Here is a 12,504-nt window from a genome sequence, read left to right as displayed (position 1 = left end):
ACAACCTTCTCATTATGAAGTGATTCATAACGATCCATCTAAGTTATGAAAAGTAGTATATAAAAAATACCCTTAGCATAAGAATATACATAAGTTCATATAAAATAGAAAGATTCTATTTAGTGAATACAAGAATAGAGAGATAAAATACGGAACGTTAACTTCTATCAAGTTGAGAATTAAAACAATGCCAAACTGGGGATGTTATAAAGCTTTAATAACGTAGGTTACGATGCCCCAAATAATAAAATCATTTTCCTCAGTGACTTTAATGGGTGAGAACTTTTTGTTTTCAGGCATGAGTAGAATATGATCTGCCTCAATTTGCAAGCGTTTAACTGTAAAGTCACCATCTATAAAACAGACAGCCACCTTATTGTTTTGAGGTTCTAAGCTTTTATCTATAATCAACAGATCACCATCGTGTATATTGGCATCCTGCATACTATCACCCTCGACCCTAGCATAAAAGGTTGCCTCTTTGTTATGAATAAGTTCACTGTCAAGACTAATATCCAACTCAATAAAATCATCTGCTGGACTTGGGAAACCTGCACGTACACTTGATCCAACTAAAGGTATTTTGGTTTGTTCGTCAGTTGAAATCTTATAAATTGTAAGTTTTGTTTTCTTAGTCATTGCACTTGATCTTAATGATGTCACTTAAGTTGGTTGTGTACCTGTTGAGCAAATCCATATTGCAATTGACCAAGACATACATGCTGCGAAGATAAGGGAATAAGATTCTTGAAATGAAGAGGTACTGTTATAATTTAAGATTTGTGTTATACGCACGGCTAGGGTATATCACTATAAACATTACAAATCCTTAGAAAAAACACCCCCACCTCTTTTCTTCTCCTCACACAGAATACAACATCTATTTTTTTTTAACATTTTTGATGCAAATCCATCATAAGTACTGATTGCAATTGGAGTGAGATATTGTTGCACTATTGAGTGTATATTGGTTAAATTAAATAAAGATAGGTTTAGGTTTTTCTAATATGATTTTGTTATTACAAATAATGAGTTTTGATCTAGAAATAGTAAGATATTTTTTGCTTGAACCATCTTGATTTAATATCTCGATTTCATTAACAAAATCTAGTCCATTCCTTACGAATTGAGGGTATTTGCTCATTGGAGCATTAATGACTCTAATTTCCTTAACTACTTTATTAACAGATGATTTTAGTCTCTCAGCTTCAAGTGGCCCATTTGGGACTGAATCTTGCCCGAAAAACCGGAACGTCATATCTTGAGCAACTGCTAATTGGTATTCATCATCTAAAAGTTCTTCCTCTTCTGCCAGTTTGTATATAAATTGATTAACCTCGTTTTTTACATCCTCAAATTCATTGAGTTTAAGGTCGCCATTAATAAACAATTGTTTTGCTCTTTCTACTTTTTTAAGATCTTTATTCATTCTGATATTCAATCGATCTAGTTTAAGTTTAATCTCAGAGAGTTTGCTTTTATAGATCTTTTTTGCTGGAGTATGCTTAACATGATATGCTAACAGAGAATTTAGTAAATCTATATTCACACTTCTATTTGAACAACTGACTCCCTTGTAGAAATATCTCTTTGATAAACATTTGTAAGCGTTGTCTTTATTATTAGGTCTTTTGTGCATGTACATACCTTTCCCACAAACACCACATACTAAAAGTTTAGATGCAATATTGATGTACTTGCGATTTACGTCTTTCTTATTATATTTTTCTTTTAGAATCTTTTGGACAGTATCGTACTTTTCTCGTTCTATAATAGTTAACTCGTCAGGTAGTCGAATTAATTCATCGTTATGTTTACGTAAGCCTGTGTAAATGGAGTTTTTTAAAATTTCATGTACACATTTATCAGACCATGTTCCTCCAAGTTTAGATTGAATTCCTTCATTATTTAATTTTCTTGCAATTCGAGTGGTCCCATTACCAATAAGATACAAATCGTAAATCTTTTTTACAACTTCGGATTCCTCATGATTAATTGCTAGTTTTTTATTCACATTCTTGAAGCCGTAAGCCCCGTGGCCTGCTTGCCCTCCATGATTATATTTACTTGTTTTGAGACCTGATTTTATGCGGTACTGGAGTGTTTCTAGTTCGGTTTGTGCAACACCAGAGTATATAGCGATAAGCATTGCAGCACCTGGCGTTGTATTTCCTTTTTCATCAAGTGTTTGTAATGTCTCTTTTAGTGAATGAATGCAAATACCTTTGTCAGTGAAATTTTGAATTGTTCCAGATGCATCCGCCATATTTCTACCAATTCGGGAAATTTCTGAAACAATTAGGTGTTTGATGTTATGAAGTTTGATGAATTGTAGCATTTCAGAGAATTGAGGCCTCTTTTTTGTTTTGGTAGAACCACTCATTTTCTCAGAAAAAGTTTTTACAATCTCTATATTTTTATACACAGCATACGCTTTTATATCTGTGTCTTGGCGTTCTAAAGTTTGTTTCTCGGTAGAAACCCTTGTGTAAACAACTGCTTTCATATTTAAAGTATTTGTACAAATATATAAATATGCCTCCTAATATCCTACCTTTTCAGACGTGGCGCTCGTTGGGGGTGGAACCATCCCAAAACCGGGTGAAATATCATTGGCGCATAATGGTGTACTCTTTTTAGATGAGTTGCCAGAATTTAAACGAACCGTGCTTGAGGTTTTGCGACAACCCTTGGAGGATAGAACAATTACAATTTCGCGGGCTAAGTTCACGGTCGATTATCCAGCAAATATGATGTTAATTGCATCTATGAATCCTTGCCCTTGTGGTTATTATAATCATCCTGATAAGGACTGTTTATGCGCTCCTGGTATGGTTCAAAAATATTTGAGTCGAATTTCGGGTCCACTTTTAGATCGTATTGATATTCATATCGAAGTAACGCCTGTTTCATTCGACAAGATATCAGAAGAACGCCTTTCGGAAAAATCGGAAGACATTAGAAAAAGAGTTGAGGCTGCTCGTGAGATTCAGTCTGCACGTTTTGCCGACGAAGAAGGTATTCACTCAAATGCGATGATGAGTTCTCGTTTGTTAAGAAAATATTGTAGGCCTAATGCAGAAGGTATGAAACTGCTTAAAGTTGCCATGGAAAAGGTTGGCCTTTCGGCTAGAGCCTATGATAGAATTCTAAAAGTATCACGAACAATTGCCGATTTAGCTGGCTCCGAAAATATCGAAACCGACCATTTATCCGAAGCTATTCAGTATCGTAGCCTCGATCGTGATGGCTGGGGAGGATGAATTCTAATTATAAATGATGAGTTTAGAATTATGATTTCGATGATTGTTGGGAATGAATTGTTTTTATTTGCCTGAGGGTCTCACTTTTTTTGTGAGGCTCTCAGTGTTTATATCAGATATTCATAGCCTAAGCATATTCTTTATTGGTTTGGGTGCTTCCGTTTTGCGATTTCTGATGAGTTATATATGATAATCAATATGATATTATTGTTATATTTGTTACTGTAAAATCAAACATTGCAATTTATGTCTATAAAACCAATAACCTCGTTTTTAGAAGGACTCAAGAATAAAATAACTAACCCATATTTTGGAACTCTAATAGGAGTTTGGATAATTCATAATTATAAATTCGTTTATTCTGTCTTCACTTTTGATTCTAATACAAAATTAGAAACTAGGTTAAAACTAGTAGATAAGTATTTAGAATCTGGAGTGTTTTTAGATAATTTATTCACTTGTATTTGGGTAGCGTTGGTCGTGTTAATTATAACATATTCGTTATTAATTATCTCAAGGGCAATTGTTACATTATTTGATAAACGGTTGTCTCTTTGGGTGTATAAATATATTTATTCTAAAAAAATTAAATCTATCGAAGATTTTGAAGAAGTTGTTCATTTGGGAGGAATGGCACAGAAACGTTATGAAGAAGAACAAAAATTAAGACTTGCTTTACAAACAGAATATAAACAGTTAGAGATTCGTTATCAGGCAGAAATTCTAAAAATTAAAGAACTTGAAGATAGCATAGAAAAAGAAAAAACAAATGAGAAAGAAGATCTAGTAAGTAAAAATATCGTAGATGCTCTTTCAAAACCTGAAGGTCATTTCAATCCTAATGATTATCCTGTGTCATCCGTAAAATCTGATCCATTTGAGAGTGTTAATAAAGATAGAATTAAAACTTTATTACAAAATAATGAATTAATTGAACTCTTTAATAAGGTGACAATTTCTATATTAAAGAAACTCCCTTTACAGGATGATGAGTCTTATGATCAATTAGTTCTTACAGGTGTTATCGAGGTTCTTGAGCGTGATTATGAAAATGTTACATTTGGATTTACAAGTAACGGTAACTATCTGCGAAAGCTTTTGTTAGATAATGTAGAAAATAATTCAAGGAAACTTTTCAAAGATGAATAAACAACACTCTAACACACCAACTACTTATAGTTGGGGAACGTATCCAAAAGCTTTTTAAATTGTTGGAGTGATTTTAAGTATTCGTCATTCTGAACTTGTTTCAGGATCTATCATTATGATGAGATCCTGATACCGATAAATATTTGACTTTTATCTTATTCTAATCTTGCTTCAATAATCGTAAAATCCGATTGGGATATCATCAGAAAAAGGCCCAACACTATTTGGACTGTTTCTTTCTAAAATGCTTTCTTATATGTTATAGAAACCTAGATTGATATTAAAATCCTTGACTTTAGGTTTTTTCCATCGTTTTCTTACTTTTGTTATACAAGTTTACAAACAGGAAACTGTTTTTGTATTGATATTGAAAATTTTATCTGATGGGAAATAAATTAAATGATCCTATTGGCCGTTTGATGGGCTTACGTTATAAGTCGCATCCTTGGCATGGGATTGATGTTGGTGATGATGCACCGAATTCGGTGATGGCATTTATCGAGATGGTACCAACTGATACCGTAAAGTATGAAGTTGATAAGACAAGTGGTTTTTTGAAAATTGACCGACCACAAAAATATTCAAATGTTGTACCAGCCCTTTATGGATTTTTACCTCAGTCTTATTGTGGTAAATTGGTAGGCGAATTTTGCGCCGAGAAATCAGGTAAAAAAGGTATTAAAGGTGATGCCGATCCACTTGATATTTGTGTATTGACTGAAAGAGCGATTGCTCACGGCGATATTATTGCAGAAGTACGACCTATTGGTGGTTTTCGTATGATTGATGGTAATGAGGCTGATGATAAGATTATCGCTGTCTTAAAAAACGATGCAACATACGGTGTTTATAATGATATTTCGGATTGCCCTGAGGTTATTATAACACGACTTAAGCATTATTTCTTAACTTATAAGGATATGCCAGGCGTGGAAAAAGAGACTGAGATTACTCATGTATATGGTGTTGACGAAGCAAAAGAAGTTATCGTTAGATCATTGAATGACTACAAAGCAAGGTTTGAGAATCTTGAAGATGTGCTTAAGCATGTTTAAGACAAAAAAAATTATAAAAAAAGAGCTCTCGATTCTTCGATGAGCTCTTTTTTTTTATCATAAACAGATAAATTTTATTACTTTTAGCTAATGAGATTAGGTTCTGGTGATACAACTTGTAACCTGAGTGTCGTATAATTATTAATTTCGAATTACTTTTTTCGTGATGAGTAATTCAATGTATAGGATTTATTAAGTTTATGGGTAATCTGGAAAATTCAAAAGTTAGAATTAAGGCTCTTTTAAAAGAGTTGGATAGGCTACAACTTGAAGTCAGGAAAAAGAAGACCTTTATTCGGGTTATTATTGCTGTACTTATACTTTTGTCAGTTGTAACGTGTAGTTTTTTTTACACACATATAGATGAGGTAAAACCTAAGCCTATTCAAGTAAAACGTAATGATGGTGATATGGTAAAGAAGGCAAATGATAAGCCTCAATTTCTGAAAATTTATCAATTGGCTTTTGATAGTTTGAATCAATATCCTTTGGCTCGTTTTATAAATAAGGAGAAAGCGTTTTCTTTTCAGGAAGAAATTAAAACGTTGCACTTGCCAAAAACACATATCAATATGGATAGCCTTGATGGGAAAGAAAGGGTGTTAGCCATTTCATCGAACTATCGTTATTACATTCAGGTTGGTATATTTAAAACGCAACTTTTTTCTGATTTGCCTGAAAACATGGTATATCTGCATCAGATAAAAGATAAAAATTTATATAAATACCGTTTAGGTCCATTCACTAAGATTGGTCAGGCAAAGCATTTAGTTCGTGATTTAAATCTTAAAGATTATTTAATTGTTGAGGTTTCTAACTAGATAAAATAGGTTAAAAAACTGAAGCTCTCATTCTATTCACGAAAAATGAGATTAGGTAGATCTAAGCGAAATAGCTAAAGAAGAAATGAATTTGATAACCGCTATTGCTTAGTTATTTTGTTATTCTTTTATTTTTATAAATTCCCGCAATTGAAATTATTGCAATTCCTACAATTGTCATAACGCCTCCTATAAATTGATTTTGACTAGGCAGAATGCCTATGAAAATAAAAGCTCCCAATATGATAAAGAAACTTCTGCTCGTTATAATGAGAGTTACCTTGGAGGCTTCGATGTATTTTAAAGCTGAAAAAGTAAGGATAGTACCTAGAAATGGACCTAATAAAGAGCCAATAAAAATATAAAACAGCGATTCTTCAGTGTATGATGGTACTTTGAAAAGGCAGAAATTATAAAGAATAAAGCCTAAAAATAAAGCTATATTACGGTAAAATGTAATCATAGATGAAGGTAGAATACCAACTTTAGTTTTTGCTAAAACAAGACTAATTCCATAAAATAAGGCAAATGTAAAAGTTGCTAAACTTGCAGGACTAGTCAGTTGCTTTAGTTGTATTCCTGACTCTGTGATGTTGATTAAGCCAACACCAAGTAAAATTAATATAATACCAATAATCTCGGCTATAGAGAACCTTTCTTTAAGGAAGGTAAATCCTAAAAGAATAACGAAAATAGGGCTTGTATTAGCTAAAAATGATACAATGGTTGGGTTTGGCGTTAGGTGAATTGCTAAAAAAAATGCTGATGATGCGATTAATTCAGAACAGGCAATTAAAAGAAGCGTTCTTTTTGATGATTTAGTCAGATCTTTAAAATGATTCTTATTTATTTTATACCAATTGTATAATAGATTCCAAATTAGTGCAAGTCCAAACCATAAAATTCCGAAACTTGCTAAACTGACGTCTTTCATTGCCAGTTTGCTAAAAATGTAAACATTCGAAAATGTAATGGTTGCTAAAAGGGCTATTAAAGATCCTTTTAGTTGCTGTGATAATTTCATTATTGAGTTTATAATTAAGTGCAAATGTATTTAAGTTTTAATAAATATGGGATGTGTTTTGTGAAATAATTAGGCCCTTTTAAAAGACTGAATTTTAATGTCCTTTTATAAAATGCTTAGCTGATTGATTTTTGAATTTTTTGTTTTTGATTTCTATTGCTAACTTGCAAGCTTATGGAGATAAATTTATTGTGTGCAATGCTAGCTACCTATTTGGTGAATGTTCCTTTTGGGTATATTCGTCATGGGGTTAAGAAGTTTTCAGTAAAATGGTTTGCAACCATTCATATACCTATTCCATTTGTTGTTTTGTTTCGATATTGTTTCGATTTAGGATATGAAATGTACACCTATCCATTTATTGTGTTTGCTTTTTTTATGGGACAATATTGTGGAAAGAGAATCCGAATTTACAAAATGAGAAAGAATGATATCAAAGTCCAATAGTTAGGTCTTAAAATAAAGTCACAAAAAAATGGCTACTTCGAAAGAGGTAGCCATTTTTTAATGTATTGAGGTAGATTTATAATCTTTCCTTAATTTTTTTAGTTTCTTCTTCGAAACCTGGTTTTTCTAATAGGGCAAACATATTGCTTTTGTATGCTTCAACACCTGGTTGGTCAAATGGGTTTACATTAAGCGTATAACCACTAACACCACAAGCAACTTCGAAGAAATATAGCAATTCACCAATATAAAATTCATTTAGCTCAGGAAGCTCAACTCTAATGTTTGGTACACCACCATCAACGTGTGCTAGTTGTGTTCCTAGTTCAGCCATTTTATTTACTTCGTCAACTCTTTTTCCTGCAAGGAAATTAAGTTTGTCTAGGTTGTTTTTGTCTTTAGGAATAACAACTTTGTGTTTTGTTTTAGCAATAGAAATAACAGTTTCGAAAATATTACGCTGTCCTTCTTGAATGTACTGACCCATTGAGTGTAAATCACTTGTTAAATCAACACTTGCAGGGAAAATACCTTTGTTTTCTTTTCCTTCACTTTCGCCATATAGTTGTTTCCACCATTCGCCAATATTGTGAAGTTTTGGGTTGTAGTTAGCTAAAATCTCAATACCTTTTCCTTTAGAATAAAGGGCATTTCGTGTTGCAGCATAAAGTAGAGCAGGATTTTCTTCAAATTCTGTAGCTACAGTATAGTCTTGCATTGATTTTGCTCCCTCAACCAATTTTGTGATATCGTGACCTGCTACAGCAATTGGAAGTAAACCAACTGGCGTAAGAACCGAGAAGCGACCACCAACATTGTCAGGAATAACAAAAGTTTTGTAACCTTCTTGATCAGCTAGTGTACGAAGAGCTCCTTTTGATTCGTCAGTAATAGCAACGATTCTTTCTTTTGCTTCTTCTTTGCCTACACCTTTTTCAAGTAGTTCTTTTAACAATCTGAATGCTAGAGCAGGTTCTGTTGTTGTACCTGATTTAGAGATTACACAAATTCCGAATTCAACATTCTCAAGAATTTGCATTAGCTCATATAGGTAATCTTCGCTAATGTTTTGACCTGCGTAAAGTACAATTGGATTTTCGTTATCTGCCTGTAACATGTCGAAGTTGTTAGCTAAAGCATCGTTTACAGCTTTTGCTCCCAAATATGAACCGCCAATTCCAATTACAACAAGAACTTCTACACGTCCTTTTAGGTTGTCAGCTGTTTCTTGAAGATCTTTTAATTCTGCAGTTGTAATTTTTGATGGTAGTTCTACCCATCCGGTGTACTCATTGCCTCTACCTGTTCCTTTATGAAGGGCAGTTAAATGCTTTTTACTTTCGTCTTTGTATTTGAATATTTCCTCTTGTTTTACAAAGCTAAAAGTTTTGTCTACACTTAATTTAATGTGTTCCATTTTCTTGAAATTAAATTTCTACTCTACCTCAAGTTTCATCCCCCTCAAAATTCCACCAGGAAGCGTAGATTTATAGTAATTGATTTGATTTTTTATCGTAATTCTTCTGTCAATAAAGTTATTTCCATTGTAGGAGATATACGTTCATATAAAATATTGTAAACAGCCTCAGTGATTGGCATGTGTACCTTATATTTTTCGTTAATTTCTTTAATACATTTTACAGCATAATATCCTTCAGCAATCATATGCATTTCTAATTGTGCAGTTTTTACTGAATAGCCTTTGCCAATCATAGTTCCAAAGGTTCTGTTGCGGCTAAATTGTGAATAGCAAGTAACTAAAAGGTCACCTAAGTAAGCCGAACTTTTAATGTCTCGTGTGATAGGATGAACCGTATCAACAAAGCGTTTTATCTCTTGAATGGAATTTGATATTAATACGGATTGAAAATTATCACCATATCGTAAACCATGACAAATTCCTGCTGCTATTGCAAAAACATTTTTTAAAACCGCGGCATATTCAGTTCCATATATATCGTCTGACGTCGTTGTCATGATATAAGGACATTCTAATTTATCAGCAAGAAATTTAGCTTTTATACTGTCTAAACAAGATATGGTTAGGTAAGATAATCGCTCCATCGCAACCTCTTCTGCATGACAAGGACCCGAAATAACCCCAATGCTATCAGTTGGCACTTTATAAATATGATGAAAGAAATCTCCGATAATCATATTTTCGTCAGGGACAATACCCTTTATCGCTGAAACGATAAATTTATCCTTTAGCGAAACGGTTAATTTTAATAGGGCATTTTTTAAAAAAGCCGAAGGGATAGCAAATATAATAAGATCAGAATCTTCAACAATTTGGTTGATGTTGTTGTAAAATTTGATTTTACTTATATCAAAATCAACATCAGTAAGGTATCGAGGGTTGTGACCTAGTTTCTTAAATTGAGAACTTGTATCGACATTTCTCATATACCAATTGAGTTCTACATTATTTTCCCTAAGGATTTTTGCAATTGCAGTAGCCCAACTTCCTCCACCAATAATGGCTATTTTAGTAGATGCGTTCATGTAATAGGTTTTGGTTCTCAAAAGAGCTTTGTTGATGATAAAATTCAACGGAAAGCAATTTGAGTTCTCAGTTATTTAAGACCCTAAATTTACAAAGAATAAGCTTGAAGAAATAGAAATTGTCCTTTATTTATAGAACAAATTAATGTAAAAGTAAGGTTAAAGCAGTGAAGCCTGAATAATATTCAAGCTTCAAAGTTTTAATTCTATGTAAAAAATAAAATTAAGCTAACCAGCCAGCTACTTCGTCTTGGCTAGGGTTAGTTAATCCCATCTTATTTTTCTTATTGATTCCACAAATTTCTTGGTGAAATTTGGTTGATTTAACATCTTTGATACCGGCAACAGTCGTGTAACCTGCTTTACGAATAACTTCAACCCATTCTGGTGAAATGCCTAACTCTATGAATTTTTCATCTCCATCAACAACGGCTTGTTTTTCAGGTCGCATTTGAGGGAAGAATAAAACATCTTGAATAGAATGAGAGTTTGTCATCAACATAGTTAAACGGTCGATACCGATTCCCATACCTGATGTAGGAGGCATACCATATTCTAGAGCACGAACAAAGTCCATATCAATAAACATCGCTTCGTCATCACCATTAGCACCTAATTTTAGTTGCTCTTGGAAACGCTCTAATTGGTCGATTGGGTCGTTAAGTTCAGAATATGCATTACAAACTTCCTTACCATTAACCATTAGTTCGAAACGTTCAGTTAATTCTGGATTATCGCGGTGTTTTTTACATAGCGGTGACATTTCAACTGGATAATCAGTAACGAAAGTTGGTTGAATGTAGTTTCCTTCACATTTTTCACCAAAAATTTCGTCAATCAATTTTCCTTTACCAAAACTTTCGTCTACTTCAATACCAATTTCAGTACAGAATGCTAAAAGTTCTTCAGTTGATTTTCCTGTTATATCAAATCCTGTGAAGTGTTTGATAGAATCAGTCATTGAAATACGCTTGAATGGACGTTTGAAATCAACTTCTTTGTCGCCTAATGCTAATTTAGTTTTACCGTGAAGGTCAAGAGCAACTTTCTCAATCATTTCTTCGGTAAAATCCATCATCCAGTTATAGTCTTTGTAGGCTATATAAATTTCCATTACGGTAAATTCTGGATTATGAGTACGGTCCATACCTTCGTTACGGAAGTCTTTTGCAAACTCATATACACCATCGAAACCACCTACGATTAAACGTTTAAGGTAAAGTTCATTGGCAATACGCATATACAATGGAATATCCAATGCATTGTGATGTGTTTCGAATGGACGAGCAGAAGCTCCACCAGGAATCGCTTGTAAAATTGGTGTTTCAACCTCAAGGTAACCTTTGCTATTAAATAGCTCACGCATTGAGTTGATAATTTGAGCACGCTTGATAAATGTATCTTTTACCTTTGGATTAACAACCAAATCAACGTAACGTTGACGGTAACGTAATTCAGGATCGGTAAAAGCATCGTATTTTTTGCCGTCTTTTTCCTTTACAATAGGAAGTGGACGTAATGATTTTGATAGAACTGTTATTTCAGAAGTGTGAACCGAAATTTCGCCCACTTTTGTTATAAATACATAGCCTTTAATTCCTACAAAGTCACCGATATCCAAAAGCTTTTTGAATACAGTGTTGTAAAGTGTTTTGTCTTCGCCTGGGCAAATATCGTCGCGGCTAATATAAACTTGAATTCGACCATTTGCATCTTGAAGTTCCATAAAAGAAGCCTTACCCATAATACGGCGGCTCATAATTCGACCTGCAATAACTACTTCCTGGTAATTATTCTCTTCAGCATTGTAATTCTTCAGAATCTCATCGCTATATGCGTTTACCTTATATTCGGCAGCAGGAAATGGATTTATTCCAAGTTTTTGAAGTTCTTTTAGGGAATTTCTTCTAATGATTTCTTGTTCACTTAGTTCTAACGTATTCATCTCTAATCTAATAATATTAATTTTGATGCAAAGATATAATAATATGTGCAAAATATTAGAAGCAACTGCTTTAGTTAAGAGGAAATCAGCGATTTATTTCTTATAATTGTCGAAAATCAAATAGTATTTAGAATCTTTAAAAATAAAGTTTTTTTTATCTGTTAGAAGACAGCTAATATTTTTATTCAATTTCAGCTATTATTTTGTCTCAAAAATATAAATTTGTACTTAGCCTAAAATACAGACTAAGTTGTTGAAATTGAGTTTTGAAACAATAAATAGTTGTTTGTCTTAA

At 33.1% G+C, this 12,504-nt stretch carries 11 protein-coding genes; 5 read left to right on the top strand and 6 right to left on the bottom strand.

Going from position 1 to position 12,504, the window contains the following annotated elements; all coding sequences use genetic code 11:
- Positions 1–204: 204 nt before the first annotated feature.
- Both EMN46_RS01690 and EMN46_RS01685 read right to left on the bottom strand, forming a co-directional pair.
- Positions 205–639: a LexA family transcriptional regulator gene (locus EMN46_RS01690; protein ID WP_154198932.1), complete on the bottom strand. Its 435-nt coding sequence runs from the start codon at positions 637–639 to the stop codon at positions 205–207.
- A gap of 337 nt (positions 640–976) precedes the next feature.
- Positions 977–2,506 (bottom strand): recombinase family protein, encoded by a 1,530-nt coding sequence (locus EMN46_RS01685; protein ID WP_154198931.1) that lies wholly within the window; start codon positions 2,504–2,506, stop codon positions 977–979.
- Between the two features lie 58 nt (positions 2,507–2,564).
- Here EMN46_RS01685 and EMN46_RS01680 point away from each other — a divergent pair, with 58 nt between their 5' ends.
- The 4 genes from EMN46_RS01680 (at position 2,565) to EMN46_RS01665 (ending at position 6,288) form a co-directional block, all read left to right on the top strand.
- Positions 2,565–3,263, top strand: coding sequence for a YifB family Mg chelatase-like AAA ATPase (locus tag EMN46_RS01680; protein WP_368667480.1), 699 nt, complete (start codon positions 2,565–2,567; stop codon positions 3,261–3,263).
- Between the two features lie 246 nt (positions 3,264–3,509).
- Positions 3,510–4,412 carry a hypothetical protein gene (locus tag EMN46_RS01675; protein WP_154198930.1) on the top strand — a complete coding sequence of 301 codons (903 nt, stop codon included), beginning with the start codon at positions 3,510–3,512 and terminating at the stop codon, positions 4,410–4,412.
- 383 nt (positions 4,413–4,795) lie between these two features.
- Positions 4,796–5,467: an inorganic pyrophosphatase gene (locus tag EMN46_RS01670; RefSeq protein WP_154198929.1), complete on the top strand. Its 672-nt coding sequence runs from the start codon at positions 4,796–4,798 to the stop codon at positions 5,465–5,467.
- Between the two features lie 200 nt (positions 5,468–5,667).
- Positions 5,668–6,288, top strand: coding sequence for an SPOR domain-containing protein (locus EMN46_RS01665; protein WP_154198928.1), 621 nt, complete (start codon positions 5,668–5,670; stop codon positions 6,286–6,288).
- A gap of 112 nt (positions 6,289–6,400) precedes the next feature.
- On the opposite strand, the gene EMN46_RS01660 is transcribed toward EMN46_RS01665, so the two are convergent.
- Complete coding sequence (locus EMN46_RS01660; RefSeq protein ID WP_154198927.1) at positions 6,401–7,312, bottom strand: DMT family transporter; 912 nt, start codon at positions 7,310–7,312, stop codon at positions 6,401–6,403.
- Positions 7,313–7,486: 174 nt separating this feature from the next.
- On the opposite strand from EMN46_RS01660, the gene EMN46_RS01655 reads away from it, so the two are divergent.
- Complete coding sequence (locus EMN46_RS01655) at positions 7,487–7,759, top strand: hypothetical protein (RefSeq protein WP_229130236.1); 273 nt, start codon at positions 7,487–7,489, stop codon at positions 7,757–7,759.
- 76 nt (positions 7,760–7,835) lie between these two features.
- Here the strand turns inward: EMN46_RS01655 and EMN46_RS01650 are convergent, their stop codons facing one another.
- The 3 genes from EMN46_RS01650 to lysS all read right to left on the bottom strand — a co-directional run bounded on the left by EMN46_RS01650 (position 7,836) and on the right by lysS (position 12,209).
- On the bottom strand, positions 7,836–9,176 hold the full coding sequence (locus EMN46_RS01650) for a glucose-6-phosphate isomerase (protein WP_154198926.1): 1,341 nt from the start codon (positions 9,174–9,176) through the stop codon (positions 7,836–7,838).
- Positions 9,177–9,268: 92 nt separating this feature from the next.
- A complete protein-coding gene (locus EMN46_RS01645; protein ID WP_154198925.1) occupies positions 9,269–10,264 on the bottom strand; it encodes an NAD(P)H-dependent glycerol-3-phosphate dehydrogenase in 996 nt (331 codons plus the stop codon).
- Between the two features lie 223 nt (positions 10,265–10,487).
- The gene (gene lysS / locus EMN46_RS01640; RefSeq protein WP_154198924.1) at positions 10,488–12,209 is read right to left on the bottom strand and encodes a lysine--tRNA ligase; all 1,722 of its coding nucleotides are present in this window, start codon (positions 12,207–12,209) and stop codon (positions 10,488–10,490) included.
- Between the last annotated feature and the right edge of the window lie 295 nt (positions 12,210–12,504).

The sequence above is a fragment of the Ancylomarina sp. 16SWW S1-10-2 genome (assembly GCF_009669305.1).
Lineage (GTDB): Bacteria > Bacteroidota > Bacteroidia > Bacteroidales > Marinifilaceae > Ancylomarina.
This window is presented reverse-complemented; position numbering and strand designations above follow the sequence as displayed.